Source organism: Haliea sp., assembly GCF_040222615.1.
GTDB lineage: Bacteria > Pseudomonadota > Gammaproteobacteria > Pseudomonadales > Halieaceae > Haliea.
In genome coordinates this window covers 1-17,905 of the sequence record NZ_JAVKCQ010000181.1, presented here as the reverse complement: position 1 = coordinate 17,905, position 17,905 = coordinate 1, and the positions used below count along the sequence as shown (strand labels likewise).

Here is a 17,905-nt window from a genome sequence, read left to right as displayed (position 1 = left end):
TTTCTTCAGCCCTTTGTGTCTGATGCTCTTGATCAATTCCCAGTCTTCCTTCCGGGTACAAGAGTATTGTATTTAGAAATTGCATATTGCGCAAGATGCAAGAAGTGGGTCATCAGTTTTCCTTTCACTTTGCGATACCTTTTCGCCGCCCACCCTCAAGCGATGGGCAAGGTACTGGGTATAGTTCACCGGGCTATTTCGACCCACCTGATCCACAAGGCCGGATTTTCGCGAAAGGATGGCGCTACCGGGGCCGTAACGCTAATCCAGCGCTTTGGATCCGCTCTCAACTTGAATATTCACTTTCACATCCTTTTCCTGGATGGCGTCTACGTCTATTGCGACAATCGACCGCCACGCTTTCAACGCGCCGAGGCTTACTGGAGCAGGACACTGAGAGCGCCTGGCTGAACCTCGACCCTGCTGAAGAGACCGATGCCACACCCGATAAAGCGGGGTGGGCCCTGCCTCAGATTCTGGGCAGCTCCATCTCCTACCGCATTGCCGTCGGCCAACAGCAGGGACGTAAAGCGTTCATGATCCGCACCATCCGCCCAGTGGACAGCCTGACCTCGGACTGGAGCGGATGGCCAAGGCCAACGGCTTTTCCCTGCACGCAGGGGTCAGCTGTGAGGGGAATCAAAATGACAAGCGTGTGCGCCTTTTTCGTTACATTTCCCGACCGGCCGTAGCAGTTCCCCGACTTTCACTGAGTTCGACGGGCAAGGTGGTCTAAACACTGAAGACGCCCTACCGCGATGGGACGACACAGGTGGCATTCGAGCAGGTGGATTTCATCGCACGGTTGGCAGCGCTGGTCCCCAAACCTCGCGTCAACCTCCCCCGCTACCACGGCGTCCTGGCGCCGAACCACCGCTGGCGAGGGCCCGTCACGCCAGCCAGGCGCGGAAAACGCGTCAAGTCTATCGCCAACGCAGAAGTCCGCACCGCCGCCGAGCGTCATGCCGCAAGAGCCTGCCCCGCTTTATCGGGTATGACCTGGGCCCAGCGCCTAAAACGTGTGTTCAGTATCGACATCGAAGTTTGCGGACGCTGCGGCGGCTCAGTCAGAGTGATCGCCTGTATAGAGGACCGGGACGTCATACCCGGTAAAGCGGGGCAGGCTCTCGATCGAATACTGACTCACCTGCGCCAGAACGAACAGGAAACACCGACTCGGCGATTGCTGGTGCCACCGAGCAGAGCGCCGCCTGGAGTATTGCCGCATTTCGCTGGGAAGCGATTCCGGCACAACAGCACTACAACAGCAAGGAAGCCAGTGAAAAGCGCATGGCATGAGCTGTTGCGTGCTATCGTTCAGGAATGAGCAGATATGAATAGCATGCTCAATGCCGCGAACGGAGTTTTTGGGGTCGTCAGGCGGGAACTTCGACAGATCTGCAAGTCCAGCCGGCAGAATCAACAAGGGCATCTACTCTCAATAGGCCGTTAATATGCCCTATACTTAGAAGCTCCCCCTGAGTGAAGTCAGCGATGACCTCGCCGCCGGGCGTCTCGTGCGGGTATTGCCAGAATGGTCGTTACCGACGCTCGATATCTACGCCGTGTGGCCCGAGTCGAGCCACCGCAGCAGTCTGGTCAAATTGTTGTTGGAATTTCTCTTGGATCCGTAAGGTAGATGGCGGCGGAGTCGAGGCTCGCCGGGGCTTGTCAGGCTTACAATATCGGGCGGTTTTGGCCTGAACAGATCTGATACCGCTGTTTTGGCGAAAAACTAAGCAAGAACGCTCTCATCCAACAACCCGCGCGCTATCAGGAGTCTCAATACTTCTTTGCACTTTTCCCGCAACATATCCCGGAGCAGGCGCACCGCCGGGGTAATGGATTGCCTGCTCGGGCAAATCAACCAGAGTTCCGTTGCGCGTGGTTGAAACTCGGGCATAACGTTTACCACTTTACCTGATAGCAAATCGTTCGACATATCCAGGCAGGACTTGATAGCCAAGCCTTTACCCGCAACACACCAGCGCCTGACCAGCTCGCCGTCGTTGGCAGCGCGATCTCCGCTCATTTTGATTTTGTAGTCCGTGGAATCGCGCGTGAAAGTCCAATCATCATAGATAATGTCGTGTAACTGGTAAAATAAGCCGTTGTGGGCCGCCAGATCGTGAGGGTGTTTCGGGGTCCCTTGCGATTCAAGGTAGTCAAGGGTTGCGCACAAAAATGCAGGGGCATTGCAAATTTTGAATCCGTAGAGGCTGGCATCACTGGGTGACCCGTAGCGCAGTGCAATGTCGACGGCATCGCGATAGAAGTCGATGTTACTGTCGCCGATATTCAGCTTTAAGCTGACTTCAGGGTAAGTCAGCATAAAGTCATCGAGCCAGGGAATCACGAGGTTGCGTCCCAAATCCGATGAGAGCGACAACCGCAGCTCCCCTTCGACGACATCCAGATCATCCCGCATATTTTGCCTGGCCGATTCCAGCAGGGAGAGCGCCTGCTGGCACTGAGGAATATAGCGTTCACCGGCACTCGAAAGGCGAAGCTGCCTCGTGGTGCGAATAAACAACTCTGCACCCAGTGCTTCCTCGGCCCGCTTCAGTGCGGCACTGGCCGTTGCCGTGCGCATATCCAGATGCGTGGCGGCTGCGGTAATGCTGCGAAACTCCGCCACTTTGAGTACGACTTGCAAGTCTTCTAATAGCATCTTATCCAATATTTTTTGATAATGTTTCGCTCATTATGCTGTATATAGCGCCATAATCAAGCGCTATCCTGCACCCCAGTTACTCAATCACTGGAGACTAAGCATGAAAGCGATCGCGTATAAACACTCACTGCCCATCGACCACCCGGAATCCTTGCTCGATATCGAGCTGCCCCAACCCAATGCCGAGGGATGTGACCTGCTCATCAGGGTGAATGCCATTGCGGTAAACCCGGTGGATTACAAAATCCGCCAGAATGTCGCGCCCGAACCCGGGCAGTACAAAGTCCTCGGTTGGGACACCGTGGGTGAGGTGGTGGCCACTGGTAAATCGGCTACTCAGTTCAAACCGGGGGATCAGGTGTTCTATGCGGGCGACCTCAATCGCCAGGGCGGGAATGCCGAGTATCAGCTGGTCGATGAGCGGCTGGTGGGGCGCAAGCCGAAAAGCCTTTCCAATGCAGAGGCCGCTGCGCTTCCACTGACAACCATCACCGCCTGGGAACTGTTGTTCGAGCACCTGCGCATCCAGCAGCAACACCCGGACGCCACATCACGCTCTGCAGAAGTGATATTGGTTGTCGGCGCGGCTGGCGGCGTGGGCTCTATCCTTCTACAGCTTGCCAGATCAATCACCGGTGCCACCATCATTGCGACCGCATCTCGCGAAAGCTCAATCGCGTGGGTTAGAAAACTTGGCGCCCATCATGTCATAGATCACAGTAAGCCACTGCAGCCGCAACTCGAAGCACTTATGCAGAGCGACGGTATAGGCCAGGTTACCCATGTTGCCAGTCTGAATGGCACACAATCCTATTTCGATAGCTATACAGAGCTACTCGTACCGTTTGGCAAGATCGCGATGATCGACGATCCGGAGACGTTTGACGTAGCAAAGCTGAAACCCAAGAGCCTCTCATTGCACTGGGAGTTTATGTTCGCGCGCTCGATGTTCCAGGCGGCGGATATGCAAGAGCAAGGCCACCTGCTGAACCGGGTCTCGGAATTAGTAGATCAGGGCAGCATTCAAACGACAGCGGGTAAGACACTGGGTACCATTAATGCCCAGAACCTCAAGCTGGCGCATTCTGAACTGGAGTCTGGCCGTGCGATTGGAAAAATCGTACTTGAGGGTTTCTGACCGCACCGCCACGTGGGAGGCTTATTGATGCGAAAAACAATTCTTGTTACCGGGTCAACCGATGGGATCGGCCTCGCAACCGCGAGAGAATTGATATCGCAGGGACACAAGGTTCTGCTGCATGGGCGCGACGCAAGAAAACTTGAACAGGTGTATACCGACCTGGCGGGGCAGGCGGATAGCGAGCTCGTTGAAAAATATGTGGCTGACCTGTCTATTATGGCCGATGTGGAAACGCTCGCCAAGGCGATAGCGCAACAGCATGCAAAGCTCGATGTACTGATCAACAATGCCGGTGTCTTTCGCGTTGCAGAGCCGACAACCATAGACGGACTGGATGTACGCTTTGCAGTGAATACTATCGCCCCGTATTTGCTAACGCAGCGATTGCTATCGTTGTTTGAGGGAAGCGGGCGCGTGATCAGTTTGTCGTCCGCCGCTCAGTCTCCAGTAAACACCGAAGCACTGGCCGGCCGTATTCAGATATCCGATGCATTCGAGGCCTACGCGCAAAGCAAACTGGCGCTCACCATGTGGTCTATTCGTTTATCGCAGGCATTGAATAGTAAAGGGCCAGCCATTATTGCAGTTAACCCCGGCTCAATGCTCGGTAGTAAAATGGTCAGGGAAGGCTTTGGCGTCACCGGTGGTGACCTGGCAAAAGGCGCTGACATTCTTTGTCGAGCCGCCTTGACAGAGGAATTTTCGGCCGCATCCGGACAGTACTTTGACAATGACTCAGGACAATTCAGCACCCCCCACCCGGAAGCTTTAAATCCACAAAAAATCACCGATGTCGTACGCGTAATTGAAGACACTCTGGGAGGCTTATGACGAACATCAGTAGAAGTACAGCACTGCCTTTACTCATTTTCAGCGTGGCATTCACTGCCCGTGCCGAAATATCCGAACCCCGATCAGAGGTAGTGTCGGTAGATGACGTAGCCTGGGGATATCTGAACCCCGCCAGGGGTGACAAAGGCCCGAGAGCTGCAGATCTATGGGGCGACAGAACGAAGAATACAGCAGCGGGTATATTGCTGCAGTTTCCCGAGGGCTTTTCTTCACCGCCCCACATTCACAATATCACCTACCGTGGTGTCGTCATCCAGGGCGAACTGCATAACGATGACCCAGCAGCAGAAAGCATGTGGCTACCTGCCGGATCATTCTGGACACAACCCGCAGGCGAGGCACATGTGACCGCGGCCAACGGCAAAAGCAACATCGCCTACATCGAAATCAATAGTGGCCCATACCTTGTTCAGCCTACCGGGCAGGCATTCGATAATGGCGAGCGGCCAGTGAACGTTCACCCGTCCAATATTGTCTGGCTGGATTCATTCAGTAAAGATGAAAACAGTTTATCCGACGTTCGGATCGCTTACTTGTGGGGTGATGCCGCCGAAGGCAATTTGCGCGGCACCATGCTGAAACTTCCCGGTAGCTTTGAGGGCACAATCAGCACCAACGCGGATGAGTTCAAGGCCATCGTTATTGAAGGAACTATAGACTACAAAAATCAGCAAGCCATGAAGAAACTCGAGCCCGGTAGTTATTTTGGCTCGACGGACCATGTCGTACACGAAATAGCAGTCAATCCGGGGCAGGCATCGACACTCTACATTCGCAGCGACAATACATACGATATATTGGCGAATTAGCCAAAGAGCAATCAATCTGGATTCTGGCCAGAAAAGCGCAAACAAGCGTCTAGCTTGCTTGTCGATGCCCTGAGGCTGAAATAGAAAAACCGGGTAGTTCCGGGTAATTGATCCGAACCCAAAACGAATAACGCAGTAATGACGCCGGATTGAATGACTGCCTGTCAATGCCAGACGTTACCAGTGAGTGCCTGTCGTCGCCCGTCACTCCCACTCAATCGTCGCCGGCGGCTTGCTGCTGACGTCATAGGTTACCCGCGACACCCCGGAGATTTCATTGATAATCCGGTTGGACACGGTTTCCAGCAACTCATAGGGTAAATGCGCCCAGCGCGCCGTCATGAAATCCACGGTTTCCACGGCACGCAGTGCGATCACCCACTCGTAGCGGCGGCCATCACCGACCACGCCCACGGATTTCACCGGCAGGAACACGGCAAAGGCCTGGCTCGTTTTGTGGTACCAGTCCGCGCGGTGCAGCTCTTCTATAAAGATTGCATCGGCGCGCCGCAGCAGCTCGGCGTATTCCTTTTTCACTTCGCCCAGAATCCGCACGCCGAGGCCAGGGCCCGGGAACGGATGGCGGTACACCATGTCGTAGGGCAGGCCCAGTTCCAGGCCAATGCGCCGCACTTCATCCTTGAACAATTCACGCAGGGGCTCCACGAGCTCCATGGCCATGTCGTCCGGCAGGCCGCCCACATTGTGGTGGGACTTGATCACATGCGCCTTGCCGGTTTTGGCGCCGGCGGATTCGATTACGTCTGGATAGATGGTGCCCTGGGCCAGCCAGTTCACGTCCTTCAGTTTAGTGGCTTCGTCGTCAAACACCTCGATAAAGGTATTGCCGATAATCTTGCGTTTTGCCTCCGGGTCCGCCTCGCCGGCCAGTTTGCCCAGGAACAGGTCTTCCGCATTGACGCGAATGACCTTGACGCCCATATTGCGCGCGAACATCTCCATTACCTGGTCACCTTCGTTCAGGCGCAGCAGGCCGTTATCGACAAACACGCAGGTCAACTGGTCGCCGATGGCGCGGTGCAACAGGGCCGCCACCACCGACGAATCCACACCGCCCGACAAGCCCAGCAGGACCTTGCCACTGCCCACGGTATCCCGCACCCGGGCGATGGCATCCTCGACAATGTTGGCCGGTGTCCACAGGGCATCGCAGCCGCACAGCTCGAGAACAAAGTGTTCAAAAATACGCTTGCCCTGCAGGGTATGGGTCACTTCAGGGTGAAACTGGATGCCATAGAACGGCTTGCTGCGGTGTGCCATGCCGGCGATGGGGCAGCTGTCGGTAGCGGCCACCAGCTCGAATTCCGGCGGTAGCTCGACCACCTTGTCGCCGTGACTCATCCAGACGTCCAGCAGGCTGTTGCCGGCACTGTCGAAGTGGTCGCGGATGTCGTGAAACAGTCCGGTGGTGCTTACCAGGCGGATCTGGGCGTAACCGAATTCGCTGGTTGGCGAGGCCGAGACCTTGCCGCCGAACTGCGCCGCCATGGTCTGCATGCCATAGCAAATACCGAGCACCGGGACCCCCAGCTCGAACACGCAATCCGGTGCCCGCGGCGAGCCGGGCGCCGGCACTGACTCGGGGCCACCGGAGAGGATAATGCCACTGGGGGCGAAGGCGCGGATTTCGCTCTCGCTCATGTCGAAGGCGCGGATTTCGCTGTACACCCCGACCTCCCGCACCCGGCGGGCAATAAGCTGGGTGTACTGGGACCCGAAATCCAGAATAAGGATCCGGCTGGCGTGGATATCTGCTGTCATGGAGATTCGGCCCTAGCGCACGGGATAGTTGGGCGCTTCCTTGGTGATAGAGACATCGTGGACATGACTTTCGGACATGCCGGCGGAGGTGACCCGGACGAATTCGGGCCGGGTGCGCATATCGTCGATGGTGCGACTGCCCGTGTAGCCCATGGCGGAGCGCACTCCACCCATGAGCTGATGGATGATGGCTGATACCGGGCCCTTGTAGGGAACACGGCCCTCGATGCCTTCGGGCACGAGCTTTTCCGCCCCCTTGCCCGCGTCCTGGAAGTAGCGGTCCGAGGAACCCTGGGTGCGGGACATGGCACCCAGTGAACCCATGCCGCGGTAGGCCTTGTAGGTACGTCCCTGGAACAGCTCCACCTCGCCCGGCGCTTCTTCGGTGCCGGCGAACATGCTGCCCATCATCACCGAGTGGGCACCGGCCACCAGGGCCTTGGCGATATCGCCGGAGAAGCGGATACCACCGTCGGAGATCACCGGGATATCGCGGCCTTCCAGGGCGGCCACCACGTTGGAGATGGCGGTAATCTGTGGCACGCCGGTCCCGGTGACGATCCGGGTGGTACAGATGGAGCCCGGGCCGATGCCGACCTTGACCGCATCCGCACCCGCCTCAGCCAGCGCCAGTGCGGCGGCGCCGGTGGCGATATTGCCACCGATGACCTGGATGGACGGGTAGTCGCGCTTGATCATGCGCACCCGATCAATCACGTTGCGGGAATGGCCGTGGGCAGTGTCCACGACCAGCACATCCACACCGGCGCGCACCAGGGCAATGACCCGCTCGTCGGTATCCGCGCTGGTGCCCACCGAGGCGCCCACCCGCAACTGGCCGTAGGAGTCCTTGCAGGCCAGCGGAAAGCTCTCCGCCTTGTCGAAGTCCTTGACGGTAATCATGCCGCGGAGGTCGAATTTGTCATTGACCACCAGGATCTTCTCGATGCGGTACTGGTGCAGCAGGCGCTGCACCTCTTCGGCGCTGGCACCTTCCTTGACCGTGACCAGCTTGTCGCGGGGGGTCATGATCTCCGACACCAGCTTGGCGGGGTTGGACTCGAAGCGGGTGTCGCGACGGGTGACGATCCCTACCAGGTCCTCGCCGTTGAGCACCGGCACGCCGGAGATACCGTGGGCGCCGGTCAGCTCCCGCAGTTCCGCCAGGGTCGCATTCTGCTGGATAGTGATCGGATCCTTGACCACGCCGCTCTCGAATTTCTTGACCCGGCGCACCTGCTCCGCCTGATCGGCGATGGTCATGCTCTTGTGAATGATGCCGATGCCGCCCTCCTGGGCCATGGCAATGGCCAGGCGCCCCTCGGTGACGGTGTCCATGGCGGCGGACACCAGCGGGATATTCAGCTCAATGGCGCGCGTCAGTCGGGTGCGCAGGGACACGTCGCTGGGAATCACCTCCGAGTAGCCGGGCAGCAGCAACACGTCATCAAAGGTCAGGGCTTCCTGGGCGATACGCAACATGGGTGTCTCCGGCTGGCAGGCTGCAGCTAAACGTGCAATTATAAATCTTCTCACCACCACAGGTAAACCAGAGTCCGTGCCGCAACACCCCGTTACCGCCACCCCGCCGACCCTGACCGTAGGCCAGCTGAACCGGGAAGCGCGGCGTCTGCTGGAAAGCCACTTCGATTACCTGTGGGTGGAAGGCGAAATCAGCAATTTTGCCGCCCCCTCCTCCGGCCACTGGTACTTCACGCTCAAGGACAGCGCCGCCCAGGTGCGCTGCGCCATGTTCCGCAACCGCAACCAGCATATGCGCCTGACACCCGCCAATGGCATGGCCATCCGCCTGCGCTGCCGGGTATCCCTGTACGAGGGGCGCGGCGAGTTCCAGCTGATCGTGGAATACCTGGAGCATGCGGGCGCCGGCGCCCTGCAGGCGGCCTTCGAGCGGCTGCGCGACAAGCTGCTGGCCGAGGGATTATTCGAGGCCGCGCGGAAGCGCCCCCTGCCCGCCCAGGTGCGGCAACTGGGCGTGATCACTTCCCCTACCGGCGCGGCAATTCACGATGTGCTGACCGTTTTGCGCCGTCGTTGCCCCGCCATGGCCATTATGCTGTTGCCGGTGCCGGTGCAGGGCGAAACCGCCGCCGCGGAAATCCGCTCGGCCATCGAGCGCGCCAACCGCTGGCAGGCCGAGGGGCTGGTAGAGCTGGATGCACTGCTGGTGACCCGGGGCGGCGGCTCGCTGGAGGATCTGTGGGCCTTCAACGAGGAGATCGTGGCCAGGGCCATTGTCGCCAGCGCCCTGCCGGTGGTGAGCGCCGTCGGCCACGAGATCGACGTCAGCATCGCCGACCTGGTGGCCGACCAGCGCGGGGCGACCCCCTCCGCAGCCGCGGAGCTGCTGAGCCCGGACCAGCGCGAGTGGACCGCGCAGCTGGCGCGACTCGAATCCACCCTCGCCGGACGCATGCAGGTCAAACTGCGGCAGGCAAACCGCGAACTTCAGCACCTGCGGGAACGCCTGCGCCACCCGGGACATCTGCTGCGCGAGCAGTCCCAGCGCCTGGATGACCTGGAGCAGCGCCTGCGACGCGCCCAGCGCGCCCTGCTGCGCGACCAGCGCGGTCGCCTGCTGCTGCTGGCAAGCCGCCTGCAGGCGCGCTCGCCCGCGACCCGTGTCAGAAGCCTGCAGGAGCAGTTGGCACAGCTGGAGCAGAGGATGCAGCGGGGAATGCGGGGCACCCTGCAGGACGCCGGCACACGGCTGTCCCACCTGTCACAGCTGCTGGATTCCGTCAGCCCCCTGGCCACCCTGAACCGGGGTTACAGCATACTCACGGATGGGGATGGGCGGGTGATCCGTGACGCAGAAGAAGTCGCACCGGGCGACCTGCTGGACGCACGGCTGGCCACGGGCCGCTTGCGGCTGGAGGTAAAGTAGCGCTAGTACTTGGCGGGCAGGCGTGTGTTGATGATGATGTGGCGACCCTCGAAGCGGATATATTCACCAATGGTGAGATCCTTGAGGATTCTCGCCACCATCTCCCGGGACGCACCGACACGGTCCGCGATGTCCTGCTGGGTCAGCTTTTCCGGGATGAACAGGGTGCCGTCACCACGCTCTTCCGAGAGATCCATGAGCACATTCGCCACCCGGCCGTAGACGTCCTGCAGGGCCAGGCTCTTGACGTCGGCGGTGAGCTTGCGCACCCGCTGGGCAAGGTTGCTGATCAGTTTGCGGGCGATGCTGGGATGCTCGTCCAGCACCCGGTTGAAATCTTCCTTGTAGATGATGCAGAAGGAGCACTTCTCCACCGTGCGCACGGACGCCGAGCGCAGGGAGTCGTCGAGCAGGGCCAATTCACCGAAGTAGTCTCCGGCGCCCTGGGTGTTCATGATGAACTCCTTGCCGTTCTTGTCGCTACAGTAGACCTTGACCTTCCCGCTCTCGATGACGAACAGGGAGTCCGCCGGATCATTTTCGTGGATGACTACCGTATTTTTGGGAAAGGAGCGACTCGTGCTGCTGTTCCCGAGCGCTTCCAGTTCCTCCCGGGAGAGACCCTGGAAGATTTCTACTTGCTGCAACATGCCTGTTATACCTGCCCCATGAAAAGCCTGATCCCTGAAGCTCTGGTCACCATAGTACCCCAAACCCCAGCCGAAACGCACGCACGAACGGCCAATACCTTCCCTCGGCCAGAGCCGCACCTGAATCCTCTATTTCTATAACGAACGAAAAGCGGATTTCCACAGTAAAGTCAGCATCGCTATACTGCAAGCCAATCCGCGAACCCGGGATCCGCCCACCTGTGAGCATCGACAGCAGTCAGACCCCCGCCCCCTGGAGCCAGGCTCTGCTGCGCGCCGTCGGCGACCTGCGGGTCCTCGCGGAAGCGGGTGAGGCAGGGCTGGACAACGCCGTGCATGAGGACCTGCGGCGCCTGTTCCAGGCCGCGACAGCGCTGGAACGGCAAGTCACCGTTACGGGAACCGATAGTCATCACGACCAGATGAACAGCCTGGCTGCCATTCGCGGCTACGCGGAGATGCTGCAGGAGGACATTGGGGCCGAATCCGGCACCCTCGGCGACAGCCTGACACGGCTGCTGCAGGCAGTGGACACAGCCCACAACGGCAGCGCCCCGGCACCGGCGTCGGCACCACAGCAGCAGCGCAGTATTACCTCTGAACCCGGCTTCATCCTCGCCGTCGATGACCTGCAGGAGAACCGCGAGCTGGTCGCCCGCTACCTGTCGCGTTCCGGTCATCTGGTGGTCACCGCCGCGAGCGGCGCGGAGGCCCTGCGAACGATGGCTGAAACCGACGTTGATGTAGTTCTGCTGGACCTGATGATGCCCGATATGGACGGCCGCGAAGTACTCCGGCGGATCAAGGCGAATCCCGAGTGGCGGGCGACTCCGGTGATCGTGATTTCCGGCAGCCAGGATATGGACGGTATTGTCGGCTGCATCGAAGCGGGCGCCGATGACTACCTGTTCAAGCCCTTCAACCCGGTACTGCTGCAGGCCCGGATCAAGGCGGGCATCGAGCGCAAACGCTGGCACGACCGCGAGGAACAGTACCGGCAGCAGCTTGAGCGCAACGAGAAGTTCATCCGCGCCACTTTTGGCCGCTACCTGTCAGATGAGATCGTCACGGAAATCCTCGAACGTCCCGAAGGGCTTGAGCTGGGCGGCGACCTGCGGGAAGTGACCATCATGATGTCGGATATCCGCGGTTTCACCACGCTCAGCGAACAGCTGGGACCACAGCAGGTGGTCGCCATGCTCAACCGCTACCTGGGCACCATGACCGAGATCATCATGGCCCACAATGGCACCATCGACGAGTTTATCGGCGATGCCATCCTGACGGTCTTTGGCGCGCCCCAGCGACGGAATGACGACGCCGACCGGGCGGTGCGCTGCGCGCTGGCCATGCAGGCGGCCATGGCGGGTATCAATGCCGAGAACAGGACCGCCGGACTCCCGGAGCTCACCACCGGCATCGCCCTTAATACAGGATCGGTCATCGCCGGCAATATCGGCTCAGAACGCCGCAGCAAGTACGGCTTCGTCGGCCATCCCATGAACGTGACTTCGCGGATCGAGGACCACTGCCAGGGTGGCGAAATCCTGGTTTCCGAGAGCACCGTGAAGAAGCTGGCGGGGCAATACGCGCTCAGCCACCGCCGCGAACTCAGTATTCGCGGTATCGAGCAGTCGGTCACGGTGCAGCGAATCCAGGAGGTCGGGCATGACTGAGCGCGGACCGGTACTCCTGGTCGAGGACAATGAACTCAACTGTGAGATGCTGACCCGGCGCCTGACCCGCGCCGGTTTCGAAGTTATTACCGCCGCGGATGGCGCGCAGGCACTGGCGCTGATGGCGAGCGCCCGGCCTTCCCTGGTGTTGATGGACATGAACCTGCCGGTGATGGACGGCTGGACGGCCTGCCGCCGAGCGCGGGAGGACCAGCAGCTGCGGGATATACCCATCATCGCGCTTACCGCCCACGCAATGGATGCGGACCGCCGCAGCGCACTCGCCGCTGGCTGCGACGATTACGCCACCAAGCCCATCGACTTCCCCGAACTACTGGCCAAAATCCGGAGAATGACCGCCTCGTGAGCCTCCGTCGCCGCCTTACCCTGTCGCTGTGTACAATCCTGGTGCTGTTTTCGGTCAACGTCGGCACCCACTTCTGGGGCAGCTACGCGCGCCATGAGAGCATGCTCGCCTACCGCAGCTCCGTAACCGCGGCCCAGCTGTCCACCGATGCCGCCCAGATGCTGGAAAACCAGCGGCAGCAGATCCTGGTGCTGTCCACCCTGCGCGCTACCACCGGCGATCAGCTCGATGCCGCGGAACTGGCGCGCGCCGAGGCCGACATCAACACCATTGGCAACAAACTCCGCGAACTGGATGCCCTCAGCAGCGAAGTGACGCGGCCCCAGTACCAGCGCCTGCAGGAGGCCAGCGACTACCTGCTGGCCAGCTGGCTGGAGTTCTACCGCAGGTACAACGATCCGGCGTTCAGCGATGACATGGACGACCCACTGCCATTTGTCGAAACCCTGGAACACCTGCGCCAGCTTGAGCAGCGCCAGGCATTCATCGCCGTGCAGCGAGCCAGTATCATTGATCGCACCATTGCCCTGACCGATCGCATCACCGTCATCGGTTTCATTACCTCGATTTTCCTCACGGCGATCCTCGGCTTTTTTCTGCTGCGCTATACCAATCGCTCCCTGAAACGACTGAAGCGGGGCACCCAGCGCATCGGCAGCGGCGACCTCGACTATCGCATAGAGGGTATTGAAGACCGCGGCGAGCTGGGGGAGCTGGCGGCGGCCTTCAACGACATGTCGGACAAGTTGGGCAACGCGATCGAGGAGGTGCGCACAGCCAAGGATGCCGCAGACGAAGCCAACGCCGCCAAGAGTCGCTTCCTCGCCAATGTCAGCCACGAACTGCGTACTCCGTTGAACGCCATCATCGGCTACAGCGAAATGCTGCACGATGAACTGGACGATCCCGGCGAGGTGGACCGGCCACAGTTCCAGCGCGATCTGGAGAAAATCGTGCGCTCCGGTCGCCAGCTGCTGGCGCTGATCAACGACATTCTCGACCTGTCGAAGATCGAAACCGGCAAGATGGCACTGCACTGCGAGCACTTCACCGCGGCTGACATCCTCGGCCAGGTCGCCGACGCCATGGCGCCACTTTTGCGGCAGCGGGACAATCAGCTGCACCTGCCTGCCGACTGGTCGGAACTGCCGCCACTGTACTCGGATGCAACCCGCTTCCGGCAGATTTTCCTCAATCTGCTCAGCAACGCCTGCAAGTTCACTCTCGGTGGCGATATCTACCTGAGCGCCAGCGTCACCGGCGAAGGCTCCAGCGCGTGGCTGGATTTCCGCGTCCGGGATACCGGCATCGGTATGAACGAGGATCAGCAGGGGCGGATATTCAATGCCTTTGTCCAGGCCGAAAACGCGACCAGTGCCAATTACGGTGGTACGGGGCTGGGCCTGGCTATCTGCCGCGAGTACTGCGAGCTCATGGGCGGGCGGATCAGTGTCAGCAGTGCCCCCGGCGAGGGGGCCGAGTTCAGGGTTGAGATCCCCGCGACTGCCCCAGAGTCAGCTCCCGCAACCGCCTGATTGCCTCTTCCCGCTTTTCCAGATCTTCCTTGAGCGTCGCATTGGTGCTTTCCAGATCGGCGATATGCCGGTTGAGCAAGGCAAAGGCTGCCAGCGAGTCCCGCATCAGCAGCGCCATCGTGTGCACCTGCATGTCCGGCAGCAAACGCCTGGCCAGGGACTGATGGCTCTGTTCTGCGGCGTCGTGGTCGTAGAGCGGGCTGTCGGGCAGCATCGCCAGGTAGGCGATGGCGACGTCGGCCTCCCACTGCGCCGAGGCCGCCGTCTCCAGCCGCTTGTAGCGCTGAAAATGCTGCAGCGCGACCACCGCATCACCCTGGCTCAAAGCCTGGTAGCCGCGCTCGAGAAAGGTTTGATCGCGTTCGGGCGACGGCTGGCACTGGCACTGCTCGCGGGTCGGCAGGTTCAGGGTGAGCTGGGGCGCCGGCGCAGCCTGGGCCGCGCTCGCCGTTCCTTCTGCAGCCGTTCCTTCTGCAAATGTCGGCCCGGAGGCTTCCGGCGGGGTCACGCAGGCCGTCAGCAACAAGGCGATAGCAGCCGCCAGCAGCGGGGGCAGGGTTGCCGTCACAGGTGGGTCCTTGCACCGTTTGTCATGGCGCGAGTGTAACACCCGACGCAGTGGGGGCGAAGGGGCGCGGCCGCGCCCTACTCCGGACGCATGTGCGGGAACAACAGCACATCGCGGATAGAAGGAGAGTCTGTCAGCAGCATCACCAGGCGATCAATGCCTATGCCCTCCCCCGCCGTGGGCGGCATGCCGTACTCCAGCGCACGCACATAGTCGTGATCGTAGTGCATGGCTTCCTCGTCGCCCGCCTCTTTCTCCGCCACCTGGTCGCGGAAGCGCTGAGCCTGGTCCTCGGCGTCATTGAGCTCGGAAAAGCCGTTGGCAAGCTCACGGCCACCGACGAAGAACTCGAAACGGTCGGTGACGAACGGGTCATCGTCACTGCGCCGCGCCAGCGGCGAAACCTCGGTGGGATAGCCGGTAATGAAGGTGGGCTGGTCCAGCCGGTGTTCGACTGTCTTCTCGAAGATCTCGATCTGCACCTTGCCCAGCCCCCAGCTGTTCTTGAGCGGAATACCCAGGGCGGTGGCGATGGCGCGCGCGCCCTGTTCGTCAGCAAGCCGGGCCGCGGCGATGTCGGGGTTGTAGTGGAGGATGGAGTCAAACACCGATATCCGGGTGAAAGGCCGGGAGAAATCGTAGGTCGAGCCCTGGTAGTCCACGGTAGTGCTGCCCAGCACCGCGGCCGTCAGCTGCCGGAACATATCCTCGGTCAGGTCCATGGCATCGCGGTAATCGGCGTAGGCCCAGTAAAACTCGAGCATGGTGAACTCGGGATTGTGCCGGGTCGACAGGCCCTCGTTGCGGAAGCTGCGGTTGATTTCGTACACCTGCTCGAAGCCTCCCACCACCAGCCGCTTCAGGTACAGTTCCGGCGCGATCCGCAGGTACATGTCCAGGTCCAGGGCGTTGTGGTGAGTCACGAAGGGCTTCGCCGCCGCACCGCCGGGGATCACCTGCATCATGGGGGTCTCCACCTCCATGAAACCGCGACCGTCCATGTAGTCGCGAATGAAGCGCACAATCCTCGAGCGCAGCTGGAACACGGCGCGAGAGTCCGGGTTCACGATGAGGTCCACATAGCGCTGCCGGTAGCGCAGCTCCTGGTCCGCCAGGCCGTGGTATTTGTCGGGCAGCGGCCGCAGGGCCTTGGTCAACAATCTGGCCTGTTCCATGTTGATATAGAGATCGCCCTTGCCGGACTTGTGGATCGGGCCGCTGGCACAGACGATATCCCCGAGATCCCAGCTCTTGATCCCGGCCAGAGTGGCCTCGTCCAGAGCCTGGCGGTTGAGATACAGCTGGATCTGGCCGGAGCCGTCCTGGATCAGCAGGAAGGCGCCGCGATTGCGAATCAGGCGCCCGGCGACCGCGTAGTGGCGATTTTCCTGCTCCAGCTGTTCCTTGCTGCTGGCACCGTACTCCCGCTGCAGATCCCCGGCGAGACCGGTGCGGCGGAAGTCGTTGGGGAACGGATTGCGCTGGACACGCAACTGGGCCAACTTGCCACGCCGCTCGGCGATCAGCTTGTTTTCGTCCTCGGGGCCGCGGGGGGCCTGTTCCTGGTCACTCATGTTCTGTCCTACAGCCCCTTTTTCAGCGAGGCCTCAATAAACTGGTCAATATCGCCGTCCAGCACCGCCTGGGTATTGCTGGTTTCGACGCCGGTGCGCAGATCCTTGATCCGCGACTGATCCAGCACATAGGAGCGAATCTGGCTGCCCCAGCCGATGTCCGCCTTGCTGTCCTCGGTGGCCTGCTTGACCTGGTTGCGCTTCTGCACCTCCAGTTCATAGAGCTTGGCCCGCAGCAGCTTCATCGCCCGGTCGCGGTTCTGGTGCTGGGAGCGCTCGGTCTGGCAGGACACCACCACCCCGGTGGGATTGTGGGTGAGTCGCACCGCCGAATCGGTCTTGTTTACGTGCTGGCCGCCGGCGCCGCTGGAGCGGTAGGTATCCACCCGCAGATCCGCTGGATTGATGTCGATCTCGATGTCGTCGTCGATCTCCGGCGACACGAATACGGAGGCGAAAGAGGTATGGCGACGATTGCCGGAATCGAAGGGCGACTTGCGCACCAGGCGGTGCACACCGGTTTCCGTGCGCAGCCAGCCGAAGGCATATTCCCCTTCAAACTGGATGGTGGCGCTCTTGATGCCGGCCACCTCCCCCGCGGACACTTCGATCAGGGTCGTCTTGAAGCCGCTGGCCTCGCCCCAGCGCAGGTACATGCGCAGGAGCATTTCCGCCCAGTCCTGGGCCTCGGTGCCACCGGAGCCTGCCTGGATATCCAGGAACGCGTTGGTCGCGTCCATTTCACCGCTGAACATGCGCCGGAATTCCAGCTGTTCCAGCAGTTTGACCAGGCGGTCAATGTCGGACTTCACCTCGGCGACCGTACCTGCATCGTCCTCCGTCGCGGCCAGCTCCAGCAGGTCCGCGGCGTCGCCGGTAGCGCCCTCGAGTTTTTCGATGGTGGAGACGATCTGCTCCAGCGACGAACGCTCGCGACCCAGCTCCTGGGCCCGTTCGGGATTGTCCCAGACGCTGGGCTCAGCCAGCTCCAGCTCTACTTCCGCCAGCCTGTCCTTGCGGTTGGCGAAGTCAAAGATACCCCCTGAGCACGCTGGTGCGCGCCTCGATGTCCTTGAGGGTCTGTAGCAGCGGATTGATCTCGAGCATGAGCCTGGTGTCCTGCAGAAAAAGGCGCGCAGTGTACCGCAGGCGGGCATTTCAGGCCACAGCCGAGGCGCGCGGCGCTTCGTTCGCGTAGCGGCCTGATGGCCGCTGCGTCGCTCCGTGGGTCGCTCCGTGGGTCGCTTCGTTCGCTTGGCGGCCTGGCGGCCGCTGCGTCGCTCCGGGAGGCGGGGACTCCGCTACTCCATTGCGGGCGCATGCGGCGCGCGTTCCTGCGGTGATCTTGCGCTGCCGTCTGGCCGCGCAC

The 17,905-nt window shown here is 60.8% G+C and carries 16 protein-coding genes and 1 pseudogene; 10 read left to right on the top strand and 7 right to left on the bottom strand.

Going from position 1 to position 17,905, the window contains the following annotated elements; all coding sequences use genetic code 11:
* The 3 genes and pseudogenes from RJQ10_RS19085 to RJQ10_RS14690 all read left to right on the top strand — a co-directional run.
* Positions 1–411, top strand: a 411-nt coding sequence (locus RJQ10_RS19085; protein ID WP_502880246.1) for a transposase, incomplete at its 5' end; no start/stop codon positions are given.
* A 175-nt stretch (positions 412–586) separates the two neighbouring features.
* A pseudogene (locus RJQ10_RS19080) lies at positions 587–1,222 on the top strand (transposase); the annotation flags it as partial.
* A gap of 256 nt (positions 1,223–1,478) precedes the next feature.
* The gene (locus RJQ10_RS14690) at positions 1,479–1,634 is read left to right on the top strand and encodes a LysR substrate-binding domain-containing protein (RefSeq protein ID WP_350147914.1); all 156 of its coding nucleotides are present in this window, start codon (positions 1,479–1,481) and stop codon (positions 1,632–1,634) included.
* Between the two features lie 101 nt (positions 1,635–1,735).
* Here the strand turns inward: RJQ10_RS14690 and RJQ10_RS14685 are convergent, their stop codons facing one another.
* Positions 1,736–2,671, bottom strand: coding sequence for a LysR family transcriptional regulator (locus tag RJQ10_RS14685; protein WP_350147912.1), 936 nt, complete (start codon positions 2,669–2,671; stop codon positions 1,736–1,738).
* Between the two features lie 103 nt (positions 2,672–2,774).
* Here RJQ10_RS14685 and RJQ10_RS14680 point away from each other — a divergent pair, with 103 nt between their 5' ends.
* From RJQ10_RS14680 to RJQ10_RS14670, 3 genes are read left to right on the top strand one after another with little or no spacing between them, the layout of a single operon-like run.
* Positions 2,775–3,812 carry a zinc-binding alcohol dehydrogenase family protein gene (locus tag RJQ10_RS14680; protein WP_350147910.1) on the top strand — a complete coding sequence of 346 codons (1,038 nt, stop codon included), beginning with the start codon at positions 2,775–2,777 and terminating at the stop codon, positions 3,810–3,812.
* A gap of 27 nt (positions 3,813–3,839) precedes the next feature.
* On the top strand, positions 3,840–4,646 hold the full coding sequence (locus tag RJQ10_RS14675) for an SDR family NAD(P)-dependent oxidoreductase (protein WP_350147908.1): 807 nt from the start codon (positions 3,840–3,842) through the stop codon (positions 4,644–4,646).
* The gene (locus RJQ10_RS14670) at positions 4,643–5,476 is read left to right on the top strand and encodes a DUF4437 domain-containing protein (protein ID WP_350147906.1); all 834 of its coding nucleotides are present in this window, start codon (positions 4,643–4,645) and stop codon (positions 5,474–5,476) included. The genes RJQ10_RS14675 and RJQ10_RS14670 overlap by 4 nt, the downstream gene beginning before the upstream one ends.
* A 204-nt stretch (positions 5,477–5,680) precedes the next feature.
* On the opposite strand, the gene guaA is transcribed toward RJQ10_RS14670, so the two are convergent.
* Together guaA and guaB are read right to left on the bottom strand one after the other, a co-directional pair.
* Positions 5,681–7,258 (bottom strand): glutamine-hydrolyzing GMP synthase, encoded by a 1,578-nt coding sequence (gene guaA / locus RJQ10_RS14665; protein ID WP_350147904.1) that lies wholly within the window; start codon positions 7,256–7,258, stop codon positions 5,681–5,683.
* Positions 7,259–7,270: 12 nt separating this feature from the next.
* Positions 7,271–8,740, bottom strand: coding sequence for an IMP dehydrogenase (guaB, locus tag RJQ10_RS14660; RefSeq protein WP_350147902.1), 1,470 nt, complete (start codon positions 8,738–8,740; stop codon positions 7,271–7,273).
* A 76-nt stretch (positions 8,741–8,816) separates the two neighbouring features.
* On the opposite strand from guaB, the gene xseA reads away from it, so the two are divergent.
* Complete coding sequence (xseA, locus tag RJQ10_RS14655; RefSeq protein WP_350147900.1) at positions 8,817–10,166, top strand: exodeoxyribonuclease VII large subunit; 1,350 nt, start codon at positions 8,817–8,819, stop codon at positions 10,164–10,166.
* Between the two features lie 2 nt (positions 10,167–10,168).
* Here the strand turns inward: xseA and RJQ10_RS14650 are convergent, their stop codons facing one another.
* Positions 10,169–10,816: a Crp/Fnr family transcriptional regulator gene (locus RJQ10_RS14650; RefSeq protein ID WP_350147898.1), complete on the bottom strand. Its 648-nt coding sequence runs from the start codon at positions 10,814–10,816 to the stop codon at positions 10,169–10,171.
* A gap of 221 nt (positions 10,817–11,037) precedes the next feature.
* On the opposite strand from RJQ10_RS14650, the gene RJQ10_RS14645 reads away from it, so the two are divergent.
* Genes RJQ10_RS14645 through RJQ10_RS14635 form a run of 3 tightly spaced genes read left to right on the top strand, consistent with a single transcriptional unit; the run spans position 11,038 to position 14,394 of the window.
* The gene (locus tag RJQ10_RS14645; RefSeq protein WP_350147896.1) at positions 11,038–12,492 is read left to right on the top strand and encodes an adenylate/guanylate cyclase domain-containing protein; all 1,455 of its coding nucleotides are present in this window, start codon (positions 11,038–11,040) and stop codon (positions 12,490–12,492) included.
* Entirely contained in the window at positions 12,485–12,859 is a 375-nt protein-coding gene (locus tag RJQ10_RS14640; RefSeq protein WP_350147894.1) for a response regulator, read from the top strand. Before RJQ10_RS14645 ends, RJQ10_RS14640 begins: the two co-directional genes overlap by 8 nt.
* Complete coding sequence (locus tag RJQ10_RS14635; RefSeq protein ID WP_350147892.1) at positions 12,856–14,394, top strand: sensor histidine kinase; 1,539 nt, start codon at positions 12,856–12,858, stop codon at positions 14,392–14,394. The genes RJQ10_RS14640 and RJQ10_RS14635 overlap by 4 nt, the downstream gene beginning before the upstream one ends.
* Here RJQ10_RS14635 and RJQ10_RS14630 read toward each other — a convergent pair.
* From RJQ10_RS14630 to prfB, 3 genes are all read right to left on the bottom strand, one after another.
* The gene (locus RJQ10_RS14630) at positions 14,342–14,962 is read right to left on the bottom strand and encodes a hypothetical protein (RefSeq protein ID WP_350147890.1); all 621 of its coding nucleotides are present in this window, start codon (positions 14,960–14,962) and stop codon (positions 14,342–14,344) included. The two genes, RJQ10_RS14635 and RJQ10_RS14630, sit on opposite strands and share 53 nt — an antisense overlap.
* 77 nt (positions 14,963–15,039) lie before the next feature.
* A complete protein-coding gene (lysS, locus tag RJQ10_RS14625; RefSeq protein WP_350147888.1) occupies positions 15,040–16,536 on the bottom strand; it encodes a lysine--tRNA ligase in 1,497 nt (498 codons plus the stop codon).
* An 8-nt stretch (positions 16,537–16,544) separates the two neighbouring features.
* Positions 16,545–17,643 (bottom strand): peptide chain release factor 2 gene (prfB, locus tag RJQ10_RS14620; protein WP_350147886.1). Its coding sequence is split into 2 segments (ribosomal slippage): positions 16,545–17,567 and positions 17,569–17,643, totalling 1,098 coding nucleotides; the frame shifts between segments, so codons are not numbered across the junction.
* Positions 17,644–17,905 lie beyond the last annotated feature (262 nt).

What these genes read in the sequence shown, in the direction of transcription:
- RJQ10_RS14685 (WP_350147912.1), bottom strand. Translation starts at nt 2,671, where the DNA reads ATGCTATTAGAAGACTTGCAAGTCGTACTCAAAGTGGCGGAGTTTCGC.
- RJQ10_RS14680 (WP_350147910.1), top strand. Translation starts at nt 2,775, where the DNA reads ATGAAAGCGATCGCGTATAAACACTCACTGCCCATCGACCACCCGGAA.
- RJQ10_RS14675 (WP_350147908.1), top strand. Translation starts at nt 3,840, where the DNA reads ATGCGAAAAACAATTCTTGTTACCGGGTCAACCGATGGGATCGGCCTC.
- RJQ10_RS14670 (WP_350147906.1), top strand. Translation starts at nt 4,643, where the DNA reads ATGACGAACATCAGTAGAAGTACAGCACTGCCTTTACTCATTTTCAGC.
- guaA (WP_350147904.1), bottom strand. Translation starts at nt 7,258, where the DNA reads ATGACAGCAGATATCCACGCCAGCCGGATCCTTATTCTGGATTTCGGG.
- guaB (WP_350147902.1), bottom strand. Translation starts at nt 8,740, where the DNA reads ATGTTGCGTATCGCCCAGGAAGCCCTGACCTTTGATGACGTGTTGCTG.
- RJQ10_RS14650 (WP_350147898.1), bottom strand. Translation starts at nt 10,816, where the DNA reads ATGTTGCAGCAAGTAGAAATCTTCCAGGGTCTCTCCCGGGAGGAACTG.
- RJQ10_RS14640 (WP_350147894.1), top strand. Translation starts at nt 12,485, where the DNA reads ATGACTGAGCGCGGACCGGTACTCCTGGTCGAGGACAATGAACTCAAC.
- lysS (WP_350147888.1), bottom strand. Translation starts at nt 16,536, where the DNA reads ATGAGTGACCAGGAACAGGCCCCCCGCGGCCCCGAGGACGAAAACAAG.